Origin of the sequence: Streptomyces sp. NPDC017056 (assembly GCF_044332485.1) — a bacterium.
Taxonomy (GTDB): domain Bacteria; phylum Actinomycetota; class Actinomycetes; order Streptomycetales; family Streptomycetaceae; genus Streptomyces.
This window is the reverse complement of record NZ_JBIRPD010000012.1, coordinates 230259-250360: the sequence shown is the minus strand read 5'-3', so window position 1 is coordinate 250360 and position 20102 is coordinate 230259. Positions and strand designations below refer to the sequence as shown.

The following is a 20102-nucleotide window of genomic DNA, read 5'->3' as shown; positions in this document are numbered from 1 at the left end:
CGTGTCAGCCCAGTTTCGTCACGTCGCGCACCGCGCCCTTGTCGGCGCTGGTCGCCATCGCCGCGTACGCGCGGAGGGCCTGCGACACCTTGCGCTCGCGGTTCTTCGGCGCGTACACGCCGCCCAGCGCCGCGCGGCGGGCCGTCAGCTCCTCGTCGGCCACGAGCAGTTCGATCGAACGGTTCGGGATGTCGATGCGGATGCGGTCGCCGTCCTCGACCAGGGCGATGGTGCCGCCGGAGGCCGCCTCGGGCGAGGCGTGGCCGATGGACAGGCCGGAGGTGCCGCCGGAGAAGCGGCCGTCGGTGACCAGCGCGCACGCCTTGCCCAGGCCGCGCCCCTTGAGGAAGGACGTCGGGTAGAGCATCTCCTGCATGCCGGGGCCGCCCTTGGGGCCCTCGTAGCGGATGACGACGACGTCGCCCTCCTTGACCTGCTTGCCGAGGATCTTTTCCACGGCCTCCTCCTGCGACTCGCAGACCACGGCCGGGCCCTCGAACGTCCAGATCGACTCGTCCACGCCCGCGGTCTTCACCACGCAGCCGTCCTCGGCGATGTTGCCCTTGAGGACGGCCAGGCCGCCGTCGGCGGAGTAGGCGTGGGCGAGGTCGCGGATGCAGCCGCCCGCGGCGTCCAGGTCGAGGGTGTCCCAGCGCTCGGACTGGGAGAAGGCGGTGGCGGAGCGCTTGCAGCCGGGGGCCGCGTGCCACAGTTCGACGGCTTCGGGGGACGGCGACCCGCCCCGTACGTCCCAGGTCTTCAGCCAGTCCGCCATCGAGGAGCTGTGGACGGTGTGCACGTCCTCGTTGAGCATGCCGGCCCGGTACAGCTCGCCCAGGATGGCGGGGATGCCGCCGGCCCGGTGCACGTCCTCCATGTAGTACGTGCCGCCCGGCGCGACGTTCGGCGCGACCTTGGCCAGGCAGGGCACCCGGCGCGAGACCGCGTTGATGTCGTCCAGGTCGAACCCGAGACCGGCCTCCTGGGCGGCGGCCAGCAGGTGCAGGATCGTGTTCGTGGAGCCGCCCATGGCGATGTCGAGGGCCATGGCGTTCTCGAAGGCGGCGCGGGAGCCGATGCTGCGCGGCAGCACGGTCGCGTCGTCCTGGTCGTAGTACCGCTTGGTGATCTCCACGACCGTACGGCCGGCGTTCTCGTACAGGGCGCGGCGGGCGGTGTGGGTGGCCAGTACCGAGCCGTTGCCGGGCAGCGACAGGCCGATGGCCTCGGTCAGGCAGTTCATCGAGTTGGCGGTGAACATACCGGAACAGGAGCCGCAGGTCGGGCAGGCGTTGTCCTCGATACGGAGGATGTCCTCGTCCGAGACGTTCTCGTCGACCGCGTCGGAGATCGCGTTGATCAGGTCCAGCTTGCGGACGGTGCCGTCGACGAGGGTGGCGCGGCCGGCCTCCATGGGGCCGCCGGAGACGAAGACGGTGGGGATGTTCAGGCGCATCGCGGCCATCAGCATGCCCGGGGTGATCTTGTCGCAGTTGGAGATGCAGATCAGCGCGTCCGCGCAGTGCGCCTCGGCCATGTACTCGACGGAGTCGGCGATCAGGTCGCGGGACGGCAGGGAGTACAGCATGCCGCCGTGGCCCATGGCGATGCCGTCGTCGACCGCGATGGTGTTGAACTCGCGGGCGATGCCGCCGGCCTCCTTGATCGCCTCGCTGACGATCCGGCCGACGGGCTGGAGGTGGGTGTGCCCCGGCACGAACTCGGTGAAGCTGTTGGCCACGGCGATCACGGGCTTGCCGAAGTCCTCGCGCGCTACGCCCGACGCCTGCATGAGCGCGCGGGCGCCGGCCATGTTGCGGCCATGGGTGACGGTGCGGGACCTCAGCTCGGGCACGTGGATCCACTCCCTCGGGTGCGTGTACGTCTTTCGTACGCCCAGTGCGCGTACGTACGTGAATCAGTCGAGACTACGCCCCGGCTCCAAGATCTGGACAGCTTCTCCGGAATGTGAGACGGGTGACCGCTGGGCGGACACCGGCGGCGGGCGCGTCCGCCCGGGTCAGGGCCCGGTCAGATGCTGCTGCACCACCGGCGCCACCCGGGCGACGATCCGCTCCGGGTCGGCCGACGCCAGCGGCTCCAGCTTGATCACGTACCGCAGCATCGCCGTCCCCACCAGCTGCGCCGCCGCCAGCTCGGCCCGCAGGTCGGCGTCCGGGACCGCCAGCTCGGCGGCGATCCGGCGCAGCAGCTGGCGGGCGACGAGCTTGCGGAAGACCGCGGCGGCGGCGTCGTTGTTCAGGGCGCTGCGGACGATCGCCAGCAGCGGCTCGCGGGTGACCGGGTTCTCCCACACACCGAGGACGAAGCGGGTGAGCCGCTCCCCCACACCCTCCAGACCGCCTTCGAGGACGATTTCAGGCGCGCTCAGTGCGGGCGCGAAGGACATCTCCACGGCCGCTTCGAAGACCTGCTCCTTCGTGCCGTAGTAATGGTGGACCAGCGCCGGGTCCACCTCCGCCGCCTTGGCGATGCCGCGGATCGACGCCTTCTCGTACCCGCGCGCGGCGAACTCGGCACGGGCCGCGGTCAGGATGCGCTCACGGGCACCGGGGCCGTCCACGGCGTCCGTACGGGCCGGGCGGCCGCGCCTGCGGGCCGGGCCCGCGGGCCCGGCACCGGTACTGCCGCTCGTCACGACCCGGGCACCCACGTCGGCGACGCGAGGTGCAGCCGCGTGAAGGCCAGCGCCTCCGCGAGGTCCGCCTCCCGCTCGGCCGCCGACAACGCGCGCCGGGTGTTGACCTCCACGACGATGTGCCCGTCGAAGCCGGTGGCGGCCAGCCGCTCCAGCAGTTCGGCGCAGGGCTGCGAGCCGCGCCCCGGCACCAGGTGCTCGTCCTTGTTGGAGCCGTTGCCGTCGGCGAGGTGGATGTGCGCCAGGCGCTCGCCCATCCGGTCGACCATGTGCAGCGCGTCGCTGCGCGAGGTGGCGGTGTGCGAGAGGTCGACGGTGAAGTGCCGGTAGTCGTCCTTGGTCGGGTCCCAGTCCGGGGCGTACGCGAGCATCTCGCGGTCCCGGTAGCGCCACGGGTACATGTTCTCGACGGCGAACCGTACGTCCGTCTCGCTCTCCATCCGCCACACTCCGCGCACGAACTCGCGGGCGTAGTTGCGCTGCCACCGGAAGGGCGGATGGACGACCACCGTCGAGGCGCCGAGCTTCTCCGCGGCGTTGCGTGCGCGCTGCAGCTTCACCCAGGGGTCCGTGGACCACACCCGCTGCGTGATCAGCAGGCACGGCGCGTGCACGGCCAGGATCGGCACCCCGTGGTAGTCGGAGAGCCGGCGCAGCGCCTCGATGTCCTGGCTGACCGGGTCGGTCCACACCATGACCTCGACGCCGTCGTAGCCCAGGCGCGCGGCGATCTCGAAGGCCGTCGCCGTCGACTCCGGATACACCGAGGCCGTGGACAGGGCGACCTTCGCATCCGGGATGCGCACCACTGGCTCCGTCACGAGGGACAGGGTACGGGCCGCCGCCGGAGGGCGTCGGCCTCGCCCCTATCCCGGAGGCAGGTGGTCCAGGCGGCGCAGGATGACGCCTTCGCGCAGCGCCCAGGGGCAGATCTCCAGCGTGCGCACGCCGAACAGGTCCATCGCGGCCTCCGCCACCAGCGCCCCCGCCAGCAGCTGGGAGGCGCGCCCCTCGGAGACGCCGGGCAGCTTGGACCGCTCGGCGCCGGTCATCCCCGCCAGCCGCGGCACCCACTCCTCCAGCGCCTTGCGGTCCAGCTCACGCTGCGCGTAGAGGCCCTCGGCCGAGCGGGCGGAGCCGGCGATACGGGCCAGCTGCTTGAAGGTCTTGGACGTGCCGACGACGTGGTCGGGCGTACCGAAACGCGTGAAATCGCTCACCACCCTGGCGATTTCGGCCCGCACCCGCTTGCGCAGGGCCCGTATGTCCTCCGCCTCCGGCGGGTCGCCGGGCAGGTCGCCCGCGGTGAGCCGGCCCGCGCCCAGCGGCAGCGACACCGCCGCGTCCGGCTCCTCGTCCAGCCCGTACGCGATCTCCAGCGAGCCGCCGCCGATGTCCAGGACCAGCAGCCGCCCGGCCGACCAGCCGAACCAGCGGCGGACCGCGAGGAACGTCAGCCGGGCCTCGTCCTCGCCGGACAGCACCCGCAGCTCGACGCCGGTCTCCCGGGCGACCCGGCGCAGCACCTCCTCGCCGTTGGCCGCCTCCCGGATGGCGGAGGTGGCGAACGGGAGCACGTCCTCGACGCCCTTGTCCTCGGCGACCTCGACCGCCGCCCGTACCGTCGCCACGAGCCGTTCCACGCCCGCGTCGCCGATCGCGCCGTCCTCGTCGAGGAGTTCGGCCAGCCGCAGCTCCGCCTTGTGCGACCAGGCGGGCAGCGGACGCGCTCCCGGGTGCGCGTCCATCACCAGCAGATGGACCGTGTTCGAACCCACATCGAGGACTCCGAGTCTCATACGTTGAACCTACTGCGACCTGGCCGGGAACCGACGGCGAGCCCACCGCCCGGAAAGAACTTCGGCAGGTGCCGGTCGCTTTAGGCTGGAGTAGTGGCTAAGACGAACAAGGCGAAGCAGGAAAAAGCCCTGAAGAAGGCAGGAAAGCAACGCGCTCGGGAGGCGCGTGCGGCGCAGGAGGCGCAAGGGGCTCGGGCCGACGAGGTCGGCGGCCTGGACTTCGCCCGCGCCTGGGTCACCTTCCCCGACCCCGCCGACGACGAGCAGGTCTTCCGGTGCGACCTGACCTGGCTCACCTCCCGCTGGACGTGCATCTTCGGCAGCGGCTGCAAGGGCATCGAGGCGGGGCGCGCGGACGACGGGTGCTGCACGCTCGGCGCGCACTTCTCCGACGAGGAGGACGAGCAGCGGGTCGCGGAGCACGTGGCGCGGCTCACGCCCGACCTGTGGCAGTTCCACGACGTCGGCACCTCCACCGGCTGGACCCAGGAGGACGAGGACGGCGACCGCCAGACCCGGCGCTGGAAGGGCTCGTGCATCTTCCAGAACCGCCCCGGCTTCGCGGCCGGCGCCGGCTGCTCGCTGCACATCCTCGCGCTGCGCGAGGGCCGCGAGCCGCTGGAGACCAAGCCGGACGTCTGCTGGCAGCTCCCGGTCCGGCGCACCTACGACTGGATCGACCGCCCCGACGACACCCGCGTCCTCCAGGTCACCATCGGCGAGTACGACCGCCGCGGCTGGGGCCCCGGCGGCCACGACCTGCACTGGTGGTGCACGTCGGCGACCTCCGCACACGGCGCGGGCGAGCCGGTCTACGTGTCCTACGGACCCGAACTCACCGAGCTGATGGGCAAGGAAGGCTATGCCCGCCTGGTGGAACTCTGCGAGGAGCGCCTGGCGGCCACCCTGCCGATGGCCCCGCACCCGGCGGACCCGGGCCCGGCGGGGGGCGCCTGCCGGTAGCCGGTGCCCCGGCGCCGCCCGGCGGGCCGGGGACGGTCATCCCGGCGGCTCCGGCGCGCTCGGCGAGGGGCTCGGGCCCACCGTCGGCTCCCCGGTCGTGGGCGCGGGCGTCGGCGAGGCCGGTGGCGTGGGCGGCTGCGACGGCCCGCTCGTCGGCGGGACCCCGGTCGGATCGGGCCGGGGCCCCGGCCCCGTCGGTCTTCCCGGGCCGGGACCGGGGTCCTCGCCCCCCTTGCCCCATCCCTCCAGCGTCACCACGGTCCCTCCGGGCGCCAGGAGAATCCGGGCGTTCCAGTACCCGTCGGGCTCCCGCTCGTGGTCCACGGACACCACGACCGTGGCGGTCTGCCCCGGCCGCAGCACTCCGGCGGTGGCGCTGAGCCGCAGCCACGGCGCGCCGGGCCGCGCCGACCAGTGGACCGGTGTCCCGCCGGACGCGGTGAGCGTGACGAGCGTGCTGCCGCCGCGCGGCTGCGCCGTGACGGTCAGCCGTCCGGGCCCGCTGCCGGAACGGTCGGTCTCGCCGGGCCGCAGGGGCGCGCCGTCGGCGCCGACGACCTGGACGGAGAGGTCGTGCCAGCCGCTCGCCGCGGCGAGGTACGGGGCGGGGGGTGTCCGGGCGCTGCCCGTGTTCTCGTACGGGTCGCCGCCGAGCGGTCCCCCGCCGTCCGATTCGTGCGCCGTCACCGCCGGGCCTTCGCGGCCCTCGCCGGTGAGGGGCGCGCCCCGGTAGGCGGCCCACAGGGCGAGCACCGGCGCGGCCAGCACGGTGGCGACCACGGTGGTGGTCACGGCGCGGGTGCGCAGCCGGCGCCTGCGGGTGCCGGGGTCCTTGGGCCCGACGGGGAATCCGCGCCGGTCGTAGCGAGGAGAACCGTTTACGCCGCCCGTGCGCCCCGTACGCCCCGAGCGCGGGAAGAGGCCCGCGCCCGCCCCGCGCTCGGCACGCCCCGAGCGCGCTTCCCGAGCCGCCTCCAAGGCCGCACACACCGCGGCGCGCGGGGCGGTGACCAGCGGTAACGTGCCGTGGTCGGCGGGCGCCGTACCGGGCCAGGGCCCGTGCGCGGTGGCCCGCTCGGCCGTACGGCGGCACTCGGCGCAGTCGTCCACGTGCCGCACCAGCTCCCGGCGCAGCGCGACACCCAGCAGCATCTGGGTGTCGCCCGCGAGCTGGGCGACGTCGGGACAGCGGCCGAACTCGACGACGGCGAGCGCGGCGCGGGTGCGCTCGACCTCGCAGGCGGCGGCGGCCAGGAGGGTGCGGGTGGCGACGAGGTCGCCGCCGAGGACCGCGGCGACCTCGTGGGGCGCCAGGCGGTGACGCACCGACAGCTCCAGCGCCTCGCGCTGCTCGGGTGTCGTACCGGCGGCCTCGGGCCAGGCCAGTGCGGCCAGTTCGCGCTGGCGGCGGGTGCTCAGGGCGGCCGAGGTGCCCGTGCCGAACGACGTTGTTTCCGGCGACGTTTCCGACGACGCTTCCGGCGACGTTTCCGCGCCGGGCGGGGACGCGCCGGACGGCGTCCCCCCGCCCGCCCCGGGGTACGCGCCGCTCCGCGGCGTCTGCTCCGCCAGCTGCCGCAGGCAGGCCCACCGGGCGAGCGCGTACAGCCAGGGCCGGTACAGCCCGTCGTCCGGCGGCCGGCGGCCGTGGTGCCGCTCGGCGACGGCGAGCACCTCGCCGAGGACGGCGGTCGCCGCGTCGTGCTCGCACAGGACGGACAGGCAGTAGGTGAACAGCCCGTCGAGGTGGGGCTCGTACCGCTCGGGGAGCGGCGGCCTGCCGGGCCGCGGGTCGCCGTCGAGCGCCCGGTGCGCGCCGGTGTCGTGCGTGGGGTGATCGGACCTGCTGCTCATCACCCGGCGACGGTAGGCGGATGATGCAGGCACTATCGCGCCGCACGGACACTTTTAATCCATACGGGTGACGTTCTCCCTCAAAAGGGGACAGTAAACCCCGCTTTCGCCTTCGATTCCCCTCACCACACCCCGCTCAGGGCGCCGACACGCCGCGCCCCCCCGCGTACCGCGCCCCTGCCCGCGGCGGCCTCCCGCCCGCGCTGTCACACCCCGCCACTACGGTGAACACCATGGCGACTCGTAAATCCTCGGCCAAGGAGCGGCCCTCGTACCGCTGCACCGAATGCGGCTGGACCACCGCGAAGTGGCTCGGCCGCTGCCCCGAGTGCCAGGCGTGGGGCACGGTCGAGGAATTCGGCGGCGCGCCCGCCGTCCGCACGACCGCGCCGGGGCGGGTCACCACCGCCGCGCTGCCCATCGGCCAGGTCGACGGCCGCCAGGCCACCGCCCGCTCCACCGGCGTCGACGAGCTGGACCGCGTGCTGGGCGGCGGCCTGGTGCCCGGCGCCGTGGTGCTGCTGGCCGGCGAGCCGGGCGTCGGCAAGTCCACCTTGCTGCTGGACGTCGCGGCGAAGGCGGCGAGCGCCGACCACCGCACGCTGTACGTGACGGGCGAGGAGTCCGCGAGCCAGGTCAGGCTGCGCGCCGACCGTATCCACGCCATCGACGACCACCTCTACCTCGCCGCCGAGACGGACCTGTCCGCCGTCCTGGGCCACCTGGACTCGGTCAAGCCGTCCCTGCTGATCGTGGACTCCGTGCAGACCGTCGCCTCCCCCGAGATCGACGGCGCGCCCGGCGGCATGGCGCAGGTCCGCGAGGTCGCGGGCGCCCTCATCCGGGCCTCCAAGGAGCGCGGCATGGCGACGCTGCTGGTCGGCCACGTCACCAAGGACGGCGCCATCGCGGGCCCCCGCCTCCTGGAGCACCTGGTCGACGTCGTACTGAATTTCGAAGGGGACCGGCACGCCCGGCTGCGCCTGGTGCGCGGTGTGAAGAACCGCTACGGCACCACCGACGAGGTCGGCTGCTTCGAGCTGCACGACGAGGGCATCACCGGCCTCGCCGACCCGTCCGGCCTCTTCCTGACCCGCCGCGACGAGCCCGTGCCCGGTACGTGCCTGACGGTCACCCTGGAGGGCCGCCGCCCCCTGGTCGCCGAAGTGCAGGCGCTGACGGTCGACACGCAGATCCCGTCGCCGCGGCGGACCACCTCGGGGCTGGAGACCTCCCGCGTCTCGATGATGCTGGCCGTCCTGGAGCAGCGCGGCCGGATCGCCGCCCTCGGCAAGCGCGACATCTACAGCGCCACGGTCGGCGGCGTGAAGCTGACCGAGCCGGCCGCCGACCTCGCCGTGGCGCTCGCGCTGGCCAGCGCCGCCAGCGACAGCCCACTGCCGAAGAACCTGGTCGCGATCGGCGAGGTGGGCCTGGCGGGCGAGGTCAGGCGGGTGACGGGCGTACAGCGCCGGCTGGCCGAGGCGGCGCGGCTCGGCTTCACCCACGCCCTGGTCCCGAACGACCCCGGCAAGATCCCGGCGGGCATGCGGGTGCTGGAGGTGGCCGACGTCGGCGAGGCGCTGCGCGTGCTGCCCAAGCGGCCGCGCCGCGAGGCACCGCGCAAGGAGGCCCCCGTCGAATAGCGCGGTCGCCGGTAGACTTTGCCCCGGTCTCGCCTGTCAACGAAAGTCATGCCGTCGGCCCGCGCAGCTCACCGGCTGCGTGACCAAGGCATCTGCCGGGCGGCCTGCGGCACCGACAGACCTTGCGACTAAGGAGTGCAGTGGCAGCCAACGACCGGGCATCGTCGTCTGGTGGCAGGTCCGGTTGGGGGCCGCCCACCCGGAGGTCGGGCGAGAGCGGCACGGAGGGCCTGATGCGGGCCTCGCTGAGCGCCGTGGCGCCCGGCACGGCCCTGCGGGACGGCCTGGAGCGCATTCTGCGCGGCAACACGGGCGGCCTGATCGTCCTGGGTTTCGACAAGACCGTCGAGTCGATGTGCACCGGCGGCTTCGTGCTGGACGTGGAGTTCTCGGCGACCCGGCTGCGCGAGCTGTGCAAGCTGGACGGGGCGCTGGTCCTGGACAAGGACATCACCAAGATCCTGCGGGCCGGTGTGCAGCTGGTCCCGGACGCCTCCATCCCCACCGAGGAGACCGGCACCCGCCACCGGACCGCGCAGCGCGTCTCGATACAGGCCGGGTTCCCGGTCGTCTCGGTCAGCCAGTCGATGCGGCTGATCGCGCTGTACGTGGACGGTGAGCGCCGCGTCCTGGAGGAGTCGGCGGCGATCCTGTCCCGCGCCAACCAGGCCCTGGCGACCCTGGAGCGCTACAAACTCCGGCTGGACGAGGTCGCCGGCACCCTGTCGGCGCTGGAGATCGAGGACCTGGTCACGGTCCGGGACGTCACCGCGGTCGCGCAGCGGCTGGAGATGGTGCGCCGCATCGCGACCGAGATCGCCGAGTACGTGGTCGAGCTGGGCACGGACGGCCGGCTGCTCTCCCTCCAGCTGGACGAGCTGATCGCGGGCGTCGAGCCGGAGCGCGAGCTGGTCGTGCGCGACTACGTGCCCGAGCCGACGGCCAAGCGGTCCCGTACGGTCCAGGAGGCGCTGTCCGAGCTGGACGCCCTCAGCCACGCCGAGCTGCTGGAACTGCCCATCGTGGCCCGCGCGCTGGGCTACAGCGGTTCGCCCGAGACGCTGGACTCGGCGGTCTCGCCGCGCGGCTTCCGGCTGCTGGCGAAGGTGCCGCGGCTGCCGGGCGCGGTCATCGACCGGCTCGTCGAGCACTTCGGCGGGCTGCAGAAGCTGCTCGCGGCGAGCGTGGACGACCTCCAGGCCGTGGACGGCGTCGGCGAGGCCCGCGCCCGGTCCGTGCGCGAGGGCCTGTCCCGGCTCGCGGAGTCCTCGATCCTCGAACGGTACGTGTAAGGCGGGCCGCGTAAGCCCGGTCATGCCGGGAATCCCGGAGTGGCCGGCGTGCCCTCCGACGTGCGGGGGCGGGGTGCCTTTCGGCAAGGGGCGACGCTGGGTGGCTCTACACTCACAGCGTTCTGTCTGATCGTCACTCAGAGAAGGCACCTTCCTTGCGTATAGCTCGCATAGCCACGGTCCTCGGTGGTATGACCGCCGCGACCCTGCTCACGATCGGCAATGCCTCGGCCGTCATTTTCAGCGTCGAGAAGGCCGACGACGGGCCGTGGCCGACCAGTCCTTCCTCCCTGTCGTGCGTGCACAACTCCGTCGGGAAGGCGTGCTTCCGCAAGGACGGGGACTGGTTCGAGATCGTCGACGAGAAGAAGGACGGGCACGCGACCCTCGTCGCCTGGCGCAGTATTTATCCCGAGTCCCAGGCGACCATTCGGCAGGGAACCATCTGGAACACAGCCGGTTACCAGACGTATCGGTACAAGAACAAGAAGTTCGAGAACGGCTGGGTCCTCGAGTTCCGGATCTGCGCGGGCGAGTGGGGCAACAAGCACGTGATCGACAGCACCTGCAGTGGGTGGAAGACGACCAAGTCCTGAACCGCGCGCCGCGGTGAGCCCGGGCGGCCGGGAACCGCAGCCGTGCGCGGGCCTCGCGAGCGGGGCCCGGTTCCCGGGCCCCGGCACGCCTCACAGCTCCCGCAGGAACGCTTCCTCACGCTCCGGTGCCAGCCCGGTCGTCTTGCTGTCGGTACGCAGCGGCGCCTCGCCGCCGAGTTCCCGCAGCCACTCCCAGGTGGCGGCCACCGTCTGCGCCACCGGCCGGCAGCGCAGTCCCGCGCCGTGGACCTTGGCGGCGTTGCCGCAGTGGATGGCGTCGTACAGCTCGCCCGGCGGCAGCCAGACGGGCAGTTCCGTCCAGGGCGCGAGGCCGGCCGCGAGGATCTTCTCCGGCTCCGCCCAGCGCAGTTCGGCGTCGGACCCGGTGACCTTGACGCAGGACTCCAGCAGTTCGCCCATCGTGGCGTGGCCCGGCTCGCTGATGAGGTTGTACGGGCCTGACAGCCCGGTCTCGACCGCGTGCAGAATCCATTCGGCGAGGTCGCGGACGTCGATGTACTGAAGCCCCAGGTCGCGCGGGCCCGGCGCGAGCACGGGGCCGCCGCGGGCGATGCGCGTCAGCCACCAGGGCAGCCGGCCGAGATTCTCCCCGGGGCCGAGGATCAGCCCGGCGCGGGCCAGCAGCGTCCGGTCCTCGCCGAAGGCCGCCAGCGCGGCCAGTTCACCGCCCCGCTTGTCCTCGGCGTACGCCACCGAATCCGCGTCCGGCGAGCCCTCCACCAGCCGGCTTTCCTCGGTGTGCCCGGGGCCGGCCGGCGGCGCGTACACCGACCCGGTGGACACGTACACATACCGCCCGGCCCGGTCGGCCAGCAGCCGGGCCGCGTCGCGTACCGCGGTCGGCGCCCCCTTCCAGGTGTCCACCACGACGTCCCACGTGCCGTCGGCGAGCGCCCCGAGGGTGGCCGCGTCGGTGCGGTCGCCGTGCAGGACCGTCGTGCCCGGCGGCGCCGCGTGCTGCCCGCGGTGGAACACCGTCACCTGCCAACCGCGCGCCAGGGCCGCATCGGTGACCGCGCGCCCCACGAACTCCGTTCCGCCCAGCATCAGTAGCCTCATACGGCCGACTGTGCCCGATCATGGACGGACGGAAAACGGCTGCACGCTCACAGCGCAATCGCGGACCGGGTACCCGTCAGCTTTCGGCCAGCGTGAAGGGCGTGCGCACCGAAGCCAGGCCGCCCACCTTGGCCTCGGCGACGTACGCGCCCGGCCCGACCGGAGCGGCGTTCGGCGTCGCGCACTCGGAGTCGCTGGGCCTGCGGTCCCACTCCACGGTCCGGGTGACCGAGCCGCCCGCCGGCACCTGCACCAGCGCGGTGCTGCCCGCGCCCGGCGGGCAGTCGCCGGAGGCCCACACCCGTTCGTCACCGGACTTCGCGGTGATCGTGAGCGCCGCCGACCCGCGGCCCAGGTCCACCTTGCAGGTCTGGTCGCCGGAGTTCTCGACCGTGACCTCGAACTTCGGCCGCTCGCCGGGCGCGTAGGTGCTCTTGAGGCTGCGCAGCTTCAACTCCGTGTCGGATTCGACGCAGTTCGGGAGCGCCGCGCCGGCCGGTACGGTGACGGCGCCGCCGCCCTCGCCCAGGGCGGAGCCGCCGCCGGACCTCGCGGACCCACCGCTGCCGCCCGTGCCGGCACCCGAGCCGCCGGATCCGCCCGAACCGCCGGAGCCCGTGCCGGACCCGCCGCCGCTGCCCGACTCGTCCCGGCCGCCGGGTTTTTGGTCGATGCCGGAGTCCGTCGCGTTCGGCCCCGGGGTGATGGACGTCGCGGGGCCGGGACCGCCGGGCCCCTTGCCCTCGGCGCCGGTCTCCCCGTCGCCGCCGCTCCAGTTGAGGGCCCAGACCACCAACAGGACCAGCAGGGCGAGGACGGCCAGCGCAACGGCCCTCCGCCGCCAGTAGATGGAGGAGGGAAGCGGCCCGATCGGATTGCGCAGAGATCCCACGCGGAAACTCTACGAGAGATCACCTGTCACACCGGCCAGTACCCGCCGCACGAAGCTGCAACTTTTAGCATCATCAGCCTGGAAGGGGGGCGCTGCGGGGCCGCGCTCTGTGATCACTTCGTGATCCACTGCGGTTCCCGGCCGCGCGCGGGCCCGGATTCCGTCGGGATACGCCCCTTCTGGTCATCCAGGTGCGGCTTTCCCGTAACAGTCCGTACCGTATGCGTTCATGTACAGCACCGATCTCTATCGCGACGTCACCGACTTCGCGCACGACACACCCGGCTGGATTCATTCGCTGGCCGCCGGCGGTACGGAGGGCGGCATCCTGCTGCTCATGGCGCTGGCCGTCCTGGGCTGGTGGCGCTCCCGCAAGGGGGAGGAGCGGCTGGTCGCGCTCGCGGTCCTGGTGCCGGTGGCCACGGCGGTCGCCTACCTGGTGAGTGAGGTCGTCAAGAGCTTCGTGGACGAGGAACGGCCCTGCCGGGCCGTGGCGGGCGCCGCCGCCTCCATAGTCCAGTGCCCCCCGCAGGGCGACTGGTCCTTCCCGAGCAACCACTCCACGATCGCGGCGGCGCTGGCCGTCGGCATCGTGTTCGCGTGGCGCGCGGCGGCCTGGCTGGCGCTGCCGGTCGCGCTGCTGACGGGCTTCTCGCGGGTCTTCGTCGGCGTGCACTACCCGCACGACGTGGTGGCGGGCCTGGCGCTGGGCACGCTGACCGCCACGCTGTGCGTCACGCTGCTCGCCCGGCCGCTGACCACGGTGGTGGAGCGCATGAGTACGGGGCGCTGGAAGATCCTGGTGCGCGCATAAAACGTTTCTTCGGTGGACCTCCGGCGACTCCGGCAGGTCCCCGGCAGGCTGGGGGCGTCCTACGGGATGCCCCCGTTTCGTTTCCCTCGTACTGCTGCCCCCCGTACCGCTTGCCGCCTGTGCCGCTAACCTTCGCGCCCCTCCGGCGCGTGCCACTCCTCCTTGTGCCCGAACCCGCGGCCGTTGTCGATCAACCTGAGCCAGTCCGGGCGCACTTCCCACAGCGCGGTGCGCTCCAGCGCCGCGCCGAGCCGTTCGTCGGCCGCGACGAACGGGAAGCGCTCCAGATACGTACGCCAGCCCGCCGCGCGGTCCGCGCCCGCCAGCGGCCGGACGACGCCCCGGCCCTGCACCCCGGTCAGCCCGGTCCACTCCTGCCCGTCGCGCTGGGCCGTGAAGGCGACGCGGGCGCCGGGGCCCGCCTCCGACGCGCGGGCGAACGCCCGGCCGTGCCGGGTCGACTCCGCGGTGACCAGGACGAGCGCGGGCAGCGGCCCGTCCGCTGTGGCGTAGAGCACGGCGCACGCCTGCGGCCCTTCGGCGTCGGTGTACGCGAGCGTCAGCGTCGTGTGCACCGCCAGGGCCCGGCGGATCGTGTCGGGACAGTCGCTCGCCGTGGTCATCGCCGCTCTCCCGCAGGTCCCGTCGTCATCCACACCATGGGGACATCCTCGCCCCCGCCGCCGCGCGGGACGCGGACGCCCCCTTCCGCGCCCTGGTGGGCGCGCCGGGACGTTCCCGCGAGCGGGTGGGCGCATCGTGGCGCGGGCCCGGCGCGTTTCACGGCGGAGCGCCGCCGTGCCAGGATCGGCCATGCCATGACTTCCACTCCTGCTGCCTCCGCCGCCACCGCCGCCGCCAACGAAGCAACCGAAGGGGCCCGGCTGCACGGCCCCGTCACCGACTGGTTCGACGAGCACGCCCGCGATCTGCCCTGGCGCCGCCCCGAGGCGGGCGCCTGGGGCGTGATGGTGAGCGAGTTCATGCTGCAGCAGACGCCGGTCAGCAGAGTGCTGCCGGTGTACGAACAGTGGCTGCAACGCTGGCCGCGCCCCGCGGACCTGGCCGCCGAACCGCCAGGGGAAGCAGTACGCGCCTGGGGCCGTCTCGGCTACCCGCGGCGCGCGCTGCGCCTGCACGCCGCCGCCTCCGCCATACAGGAGCGCCACGGCGGTGACGTGCCGCGCGAGCACGGCCAGCTCCTCGCGCTGCCCGGCGTCGGCGAGTACACGGCCGCGGCCGTCGCGTCCTTCGCGTACGGGCAGCGGCACGCGGTGCTGGACACCAATGTGCGCCGCGTGTTCGCGCGCGCCGTCGAGGGCCGGCAGTACCCGCCGAACGCCACCACGGCCGCCGAACGCAAGCTGGCCCGCGCGCTGCTGCCGCAGGACGAGGAGACCGCGGCGAAGTGGGCTGCCGCCACGATGGAGCTGGGCGCGCTGGTGTGCACCGCCCGCGGCCCCGAGTGTGTGCGCTGCCCGATCTCCGCGCAGTGCGCCTGGCGGCTGGCGGGCTCGCCCGCGCACGACGGCCCGCCGCGCCGCGGCCAGACGTACGCCGGTACGGACCGCCAGGTGCGCGGCAAGCTGCTCGCCGTGCTGCGGGAGGCCGTCGGTGCCGTGCCGCAGGCCGTGCTGGACGCGGTCTGGGACGAGCCGGTGCAGCGGGCGCGGGCACTGGACGGCCTGGTCGCGGACGGCCTGGTGGAGCCGCTGCCGGGCGGCTCGTACCGCCTGCCGCTCGGCCGGAGCACGTCCTGATGACGGCACCGTGACGGCGGGCCGGGCGCCGAACGCCCTGCGCACAGGGCCATAGCCCTTCCGGCCGCCCCCTGCTGTCCCCCGGGAGGATGACCCCGTACGGCCCTTGTCCGCCGGAGGTACGACCCCCGGCGGGCTGTTACACAACCGACGGTTTTCCGTGCACTCCCTGTGGGGCCCACGCACACTACGCCGCAACACCCCCTCCGTAGCGTCTTCCCCGTGCTGGAGATGACTGCCAGCGCGGTCAACGTGGGGAACGCAAGCGGATCGGAGGCGTCGGGATGGCGACCAGCGGCGGCAAGGTACTGGACTTCGAGGAGTACGTGCGGACGCGGCAGGAGGCCCTGCTGCGCAGCGCCCGGCGCCTGGTACCCGACCCGGTCGACGCCCAGGACCTTCTCCAGACGGCCCTGGTCCGCACCTACGGGCGCTGGGACGGCATCGCGGACAAGTCCCTCGCCGACGCCTACCTCCGCCGTGTCATGATCAACACCCGTACGGAGTGGTGGCGCGCCCGCAAGCTGGAGGAAGTGCCCACCGAGCAGCTCCCGGACGCGAGCGTCGACGACGGCACCGAGCAGCGCGCCGACCGCGCGCTCCTGATGGACATCCTCGGCGTGCTCGCGCCCAAGCAGCGCAGCGTCGTCGTGCTGCGACACTGGGAGCAGATGAGCACGGAGGAGACCGCGGCGGCGCTCGGCATGTCCACCGGTACGGTCAAGAGCACGCTGCACCGGGCCCTGGCCCGGCTGCGCCAGGAGCTGGAGAATCGCGACATCGACGCGCGCATGCTGGAGCGCGGCGAGCAGGAGCGGGAGCGGTGCGCGGCCTGACCGGCTGCGGTACCGGCGGCTTAGCCAGAGGGACTGTGAGCGGGAGCGGTTTGACCAGGAACAGGTTGGCCGGCGGCAGTACGGCACGGTTCCGGTCCGCACGGACCGGAACCGGACACGTGAAGAGCGGAGCGGCCATCGCCGGGGTGGCCGCCGTCTCGCTGCTGCTGGCCGGCTGCAACCCGGGCGGCGAGGGCGTAAGGACCGAGGGCACGGCGAGCAGCACGCCCGCGCCCACGGGCCGGTCGGCCCACGCGCCGTCCCCGTCGCCCTCGGCGTCGGTCGCGTACGAGAAGGTCGACGCGGTCGAGCTGATGAAGCACGACCCGAAGGTCGGCGCGGACGTCAAGAAGTCCCTGGCGAAGCCGTGCGCCGCGGACGAGTACCCGGTCGAGGTCACGTACGCGCCGCTCACCCACGGCAAGGACCCGGACGTCGTCGTCAACGTGATGACCTGCGCGGATTCCGTCGGCATCGGCTCGTACGTCTACCGCAAGAACGGCTCTTCGTACGACAATGTCTTCACCAACGAACAGCCTTCGGTGTACGCGGGCGTCAACAAGGGCGAGCTGGAGGTCTCCAAGCAGACCTACGACTCCGGCGACAAGGTGTGCTGCGCTTCCGGCGAGGATGTGATGACCTACCGCTGGACGGGTAGCCGGTTCGTCGAGTACGCCCGCTACCACACCGACTACAGCAAAACCGGGAGCACGGAATCCGCGTCCCCGGAACCGGCACCGGAGGATTGAGAACACCGCATGGCCGATACCCATGTGCTCTTCGTCGAGGACGACGACGTCATCCGCGAGGCGACGCAGCTCGCCCTGGAGCGGGACGGCTTCGTGGTCACCGCCATGCCCGACGGGCTGGCGGGCCTGGAGGCGTTCCGGGCCGACCGTCCCGACATCGCCCTGCTCGACGTGATGGTGCCGGGCCTGGACGGCGTCAGCCTGTGCCGCCGCATCCGCGACGAGTCGACCGTGCCGGTGATCATGCTGTCGGCGCGGGCCGACTCCATCGACGTGGTGCTGGGCCTGGAGGCGGGCGCCGACGACTACGTCACCAAGCCCTTCGACGGCGCCGTGCTGGTCGCCCGGATCCGCGCGGTGCTGCGCCGCTTCGGGCACGCCTCGGGCCCCGACGGCGCGGGCGCCGCGGCCTCGGACGCCCCCGAGCCGGCCGAGGCCGTGCTGCGCTTCGGTGACCTGGAGGTCGACACGGAGGGCATGGAGGTGCGCAAAGGCGGCCAGCCGGTCGCGCTGACACCGACCGAGATGCGCCTGCTGCTGGAGTTCTCCAACTCGCCCGGCACGGTCCTCTCCCGCGACCGGCTGCTGGAGCGGGTCTGGGACTACGGCTGGGGCGGTGACACCAGGGTCGTGGACGTCCACGTCCAGCGGCTGCGCGGCAAGATCGGACAAGACCGGATCGAGACCGTCCGCGGCTTCGGTTACAAGCTGAGAGGCTGACTCCTGCGGTGGTCAGGCTCGCCCTGCGTACCGGGCTGCGGTGGAAGCTCAGCGCCGCGATCGCGCTCGTCGGAGCGCTGGTCGCGATCGCGCTGAGCCTCGTCGTGCACAACGCCGCCCGCGGCTCGATGCTGGACAACAGCCGCGACGTGCAGACCGAACGGCTCAACTTCACGCAGAAGATCTACGAGTCCACGCACCAGCTGCGCTTCGGCGCGAAGCTGGACGACCCGGCGCTGCCGAAGGAGCTGCGGGACGAGGTCGCCAAGGGCAAGCGGGCGACCTACCTGGAGGACACCGGCCAGACCACGCCCAAGGTGTGGGCCGCCGCGCCGGTCGCGGGCGGCCGGGTGCTGTCCATCCAGGGCTACTTCCCCGACCGGTTCGCCGTCCTGGACGACCTCGACCAGGCGCTGCTGATCGGCTCGACGGCGGTCGTGGTCGGCGGCTGCGCGCTCGGCGTGCTGATCGGCGGGCGGCTGTCCCAGCGGCTGCGCAAGGCGGCGGCCGCGGCCGGCAAGCTGGCCGACGGCGACACCTCCGTACGCATCCGCGACGAGGTCGGCGGCCGGATCCGGGACGAGACGGACGACCTGGCGTGGGCGGTGGACGCGATGTCCGACGCGCTCCAGAAGCGCATCGAGGCGGAGCGCCGGGTGACCGCCGACATCGCCCACGAGCTGCGCACCCCGGTCACCGGGCTGCTCACCGCGGCCGAACTGCTGCCGCCGGGACGCCCGTCGGAGCTGGTGCGGGACCGGGCGCAGGCGATGCGCACGCTCGTCGAGGACGTCCTGGAAGTGGCCCGGCTGGACGGCTACGCGGAGCGCGCCGAGTTGCAGGACGTGGCGCTCGGCGAGTTCGTCACCCGGCGGGTGCGGGCCCTGAACCCCGACATCAAGATCGAGATCCTGCGGGACGCCGAGGTCTCCACCGACCCACGGCGCCTGGAACGCATCCTGGGCAACCTCATCGCGAACGCGGCCCGGCACGGCAAGCCGCCGATCGAGGTGACCGTGGAGGGGCGGGTCGTGCGCGTACGCGACCACGGCACGGGCTTCCCCGAGGCCCTGCTGCGCGAGGGCCCCAGCCGCTTCCGCACGGGCAGCAGCGACCGGGCGGGCCGCGGCCACGGGCTCGGCCTGACCATCGCCGCGGGCCAGGCCAGGGTCCTGGGCGCCCGGCTCACCTTCCGCAACGCCGACGAGCTGACGGACGGGTCCACGGGCGCGGTGTCCGTGCTGTGGCTGCCGGAGAACGCTCCCACGAACACGGGCAGCTTCCCCGTCATCCAGCTGCCGGACCGGTGAGGGACGGCGGCCACCCGGCCGTCCGGGGCCGCCGCGCCCGGCCCACCGCCCTCGGCGCGGTGGCTACTCCACGCACTCCCCCCAGTCCTTGCCCAGGTCGAGCTGCTCGTTCTGCTGGGTCAGCGAGAACCAGTTGCCGGAGTCGTCCCGGAAAATCGCCTCGGTGCCGTACGGGCGCTCCTGCGGCTCCTGGAGGAACTCCACGCCCTTGGCCTTGAGCGCGGCATAGTCGCCCCTGACGTCGTCCGTGGCCAGCACCCCGGCGCCCATCAGCCCCTTGCCGACCAGCTGCCGGAGCGCCTCGCCGGACTCCGGGTCCATGCCGGGCGGGCCGGGGACCATCAGCGTCAGCTCCATGTCCGGCTGGTCCTTGGCGCCGACGGTCAGCCAGCGCATGCCGTCCTCGCCGCCCATCCGCATGTCCGTGCGGACCTCCAGCCCGAGCTTCTGGGTGTAGAACTCCTTCGCCCGGTCCTGGTCCAGGACCCAGACGGTGGCGATGGCGAGTCCCTTGATCATGGCGTGCCTTCCGTTGTCTTGCGCGGTCCTCTTCACCGTAGGCAGCCCGTCCGCTACCCGCCTTCTTGAGAATTGCGGTCCTCCCGGCCCGCCCCGCCCCGGTCCTCGAAGCCCCGGCCCTCGAAAGACTTGGACCCGCCGGACCACAGCAGCGCATAGCAGCCCGGTATCAGCCCGGCGCCCTGTCCCACATGCCGCCGGCGGTACGCGCTCGGCGTCAGCCCCGTCTGCTCCTTGAAGCGGGCGGAGAAGGTGCCCAGGCTGCCGAAGCCGACCAGCCAGCAGATCTCCGTGACGGAGAGATCGGCCGTACGCAGCAGCTCCTCGGCCCGTTCGATCCGGCGGCGGCTCAGATACTGGCCGGGGGTCAGGCCGTACACCTGCTTGAAGGCCCGGATGAAGTGGAAGCGTGAATACCCGGCGTGGGCCGCCACCGCGCCCAGGTCCAGCGGCGAGGCCCAGTCGCGGTCCATGGCGTCCTTCGCCAGCCGCAGCTGGCGCAGCCGCGCGGGCGGCACGCGGGACACCGGCGGCACCGGGGCCGCGCCACCGCCGCCCGCGCGCCCGTCCCCCCGCTCGTCCCGCACCCCGTCACCGTTCACATTCCGATGCT

General features: G+C 73.1%; 20 protein-coding genes. 10 read left to right on the top strand and 10 right to left on the bottom strand.

From position 1 onward, the window contains the following. Positions 1 to 4: 4 nt before the first annotated feature. From ilvD to ACH4OW_RS23685, 4 genes are all read right to left on the bottom strand, one after another. The gene (gene ilvD / locus ACH4OW_RS23700) at positions 5 to 1855 is read right to left on the bottom strand and encodes a dihydroxy-acid dehydratase (RefSeq protein ID WP_360136786.1); all 1851 of its coding nucleotides are present in this window, start codon (positions 1853 to 1855) and stop codon (positions 5 to 7) included. A gap of 165 nt (positions 1856 to 2020) precedes the next feature. Beyond that, complete coding sequence (locus tag ACH4OW_RS23695; protein WP_398029917.1) at positions 2021 to 2659, bottom strand: TetR family transcriptional regulator; 639 nt, start codon at positions 2657 to 2659, stop codon at positions 2021 to 2023. Next, positions 2656 to 3468 carry a sugar phosphate isomerase/epimerase gene (locus tag ACH4OW_RS23690; RefSeq protein ID WP_360136801.1) on the bottom strand — a complete coding sequence of 271 codons (813 nt, stop codon included), beginning with the start codon at positions 3466 to 3468 and terminating at the stop codon, positions 2656 to 2658. Before ACH4OW_RS23690 ends, ACH4OW_RS23695 begins: the two co-directional genes overlap by 4 nt. A gap of 57 nt (positions 3469 to 3525) precedes the next feature. Further along, entirely contained in the window at positions 3526 to 4458 is a 933-nt protein-coding gene (locus ACH4OW_RS23685; RefSeq protein WP_360136784.1) for a Ppx/GppA phosphatase family protein, read from the bottom strand. 93 nt (positions 4459 to 4551) lie between these two features. Here ACH4OW_RS23685 and ACH4OW_RS23680 point away from each other — a divergent pair, with 93 nt between their 5' ends. Then, a complete protein-coding gene (locus tag ACH4OW_RS23680; RefSeq protein WP_360136783.1) occupies positions 4552 to 5421 on the top strand; it encodes a hypothetical protein in 870 nt (289 codons plus the stop codon). Between the two features lie 36 nt (positions 5422 to 5457). On the opposite strand, the gene ACH4OW_RS23675 is transcribed toward ACH4OW_RS23680, so the two are convergent. Then, on the bottom strand, positions 5458 to 7275 hold the full coding sequence (locus tag ACH4OW_RS23675) for a sigma-70 family RNA polymerase sigma factor (protein WP_398029916.1): 1818 nt from the start codon (positions 7273 to 7275) through the stop codon (positions 5458 to 5460). A gap of 233 nt (positions 7276 to 7508) precedes the next feature. Here ACH4OW_RS23675 and radA point away from each other — a divergent pair, with 233 nt between their 5' ends. The 3 genes from radA (at position 7509) to ACH4OW_RS23660 (ending at position 10809) form a co-directional block, all read left to right on the top strand. Then, complete coding sequence (gene radA / locus ACH4OW_RS23670; protein WP_360136781.1) at positions 7509 to 8921, top strand: DNA repair protein RadA; 1413 nt, start codon at positions 7509 to 7511, stop codon at positions 8919 to 8921. Positions 8922 to 9061: 140 nt separating this feature from the next. Then, on the top strand, positions 9062 to 10213 hold the full coding sequence (disA, locus tag ACH4OW_RS23665; protein WP_398029915.1) for a DNA integrity scanning diadenylate cyclase DisA: 1152 nt from the start codon (positions 9062 to 9064) through the stop codon (positions 10211 to 10213). 191 nt (positions 10214 to 10404) lie between these two features. Next, a complete protein-coding gene (locus tag ACH4OW_RS23660) occupies positions 10405 to 10809 on the top strand; it encodes a hypothetical protein (RefSeq protein ID WP_360136779.1) in 405 nt (134 codons plus the stop codon). A 90-nt stretch (positions 10810 to 10899) separates the two neighbouring features. Here ACH4OW_RS23660 and ACH4OW_RS23655 read toward each other — a convergent pair whose 3' ends face one another. Both ACH4OW_RS23655 and ACH4OW_RS23650 read right to left on the bottom strand, forming a co-directional pair. After that, positions 10900 to 11889, bottom strand: a complete 990-nt coding sequence (locus tag ACH4OW_RS23655) for an NAD-dependent epimerase/dehydratase family protein (protein WP_398029914.1) — start codon at positions 11887 to 11889, stop codon at positions 10900 to 10902. 76 nt (positions 11890 to 11965) lie between these two features. After that, positions 11966 to 12781, bottom strand: a complete 816-nt coding sequence (locus tag ACH4OW_RS23650; RefSeq protein WP_398029913.1) for a hypothetical protein — start codon at positions 12779 to 12781, stop codon at positions 11966 to 11968. Between the two features lie 229 nt (positions 12782 to 13010). Between ACH4OW_RS23650 and ACH4OW_RS23645 the strand changes: the two genes are divergently transcribed. Further along, on the top strand, positions 13011 to 13595 hold the full coding sequence (locus ACH4OW_RS23645; RefSeq protein WP_360136776.1) for a phosphatase PAP2 family protein: 585 nt from the start codon (positions 13011 to 13013) through the stop codon (positions 13593 to 13595). 125 nt (positions 13596 to 13720) lie between these two features. On the opposite strand, the gene ACH4OW_RS23640 is transcribed toward ACH4OW_RS23645, so the two are convergent. After that, the gene (locus tag ACH4OW_RS23640) at positions 13721 to 14218 is read right to left on the bottom strand and encodes a pyridoxamine 5'-phosphate oxidase (RefSeq protein WP_398029912.1); all 498 of its coding nucleotides are present in this window, start codon (positions 14216 to 14218) and stop codon (positions 13721 to 13723) included. Positions 14219 to 14413: 195 nt separating this feature from the next. Between ACH4OW_RS23640 and ACH4OW_RS23635 the strand changes: the two genes are divergently transcribed. The 5 genes from ACH4OW_RS23635 to cseC all read left to right on the top strand — a co-directional run bounded on the left by ACH4OW_RS23635 (position 14414) and on the right by cseC (position 18970). Next, complete coding sequence (locus ACH4OW_RS23635; protein WP_398029911.1) at positions 14414 to 15355, top strand: A/G-specific adenine glycosylase; 942 nt, start codon at positions 14414 to 14416, stop codon at positions 15353 to 15355. 284 nt (positions 15356 to 15639) lie between these two features. Beyond that, positions 15640 to 16191, top strand: a complete 552-nt coding sequence (locus tag ACH4OW_RS23630) for a SigE family RNA polymerase sigma factor (protein ID WP_030023568.1) — start codon at positions 15640 to 15642, stop codon at positions 16189 to 16191. A gap of 119 nt (positions 16192 to 16310) precedes the next feature. Continuing rightward, the gene (locus ACH4OW_RS23625) at positions 16311 to 16940 is read left to right on the top strand and encodes a hypothetical protein (protein WP_360136773.1); all 630 of its coding nucleotides are present in this window, start codon (positions 16311 to 16313) and stop codon (positions 16938 to 16940) included. Between the two features lie 9 nt (positions 16941 to 16949). Further along, on the top strand, positions 16950 to 17660 hold the full coding sequence (gene cseB, locus ACH4OW_RS23620) for a two-component system response regulator CseB (protein WP_360136772.1): 711 nt from the start codon (positions 16950 to 16952) through the stop codon (positions 17658 to 17660). A gap of 8 nt (positions 17661 to 17668) precedes the next feature. After that, a complete protein-coding gene (gene cseC / locus ACH4OW_RS23615) occupies positions 17669 to 18970 on the top strand; it encodes a two-component system sensor histidine kinase CseC (protein WP_360136771.1) in 1302 nt (433 codons plus the stop codon). 63 nt (positions 18971 to 19033) lie between these two features. Here cseC and ACH4OW_RS23610 read toward each other — a convergent pair whose 3' ends face one another. Both ACH4OW_RS23610 and ACH4OW_RS23605 read right to left on the bottom strand, forming a co-directional pair. Then, a complete protein-coding gene (locus ACH4OW_RS23610; RefSeq protein WP_398029910.1) occupies positions 19034 to 19489 on the bottom strand; it encodes a VOC family protein in 456 nt (151 codons plus the stop codon). A gap of 53 nt (positions 19490 to 19542) precedes the next feature. Then, on the bottom strand, positions 19543 to 19962 hold the full coding sequence (locus tag ACH4OW_RS23605) for a helix-turn-helix transcriptional regulator (protein WP_398029933.1): 420 nt from the start codon (positions 19960 to 19962) through the stop codon (positions 19543 to 19545). Positions 19963 to 20102 lie beyond the last annotated feature (140 nt).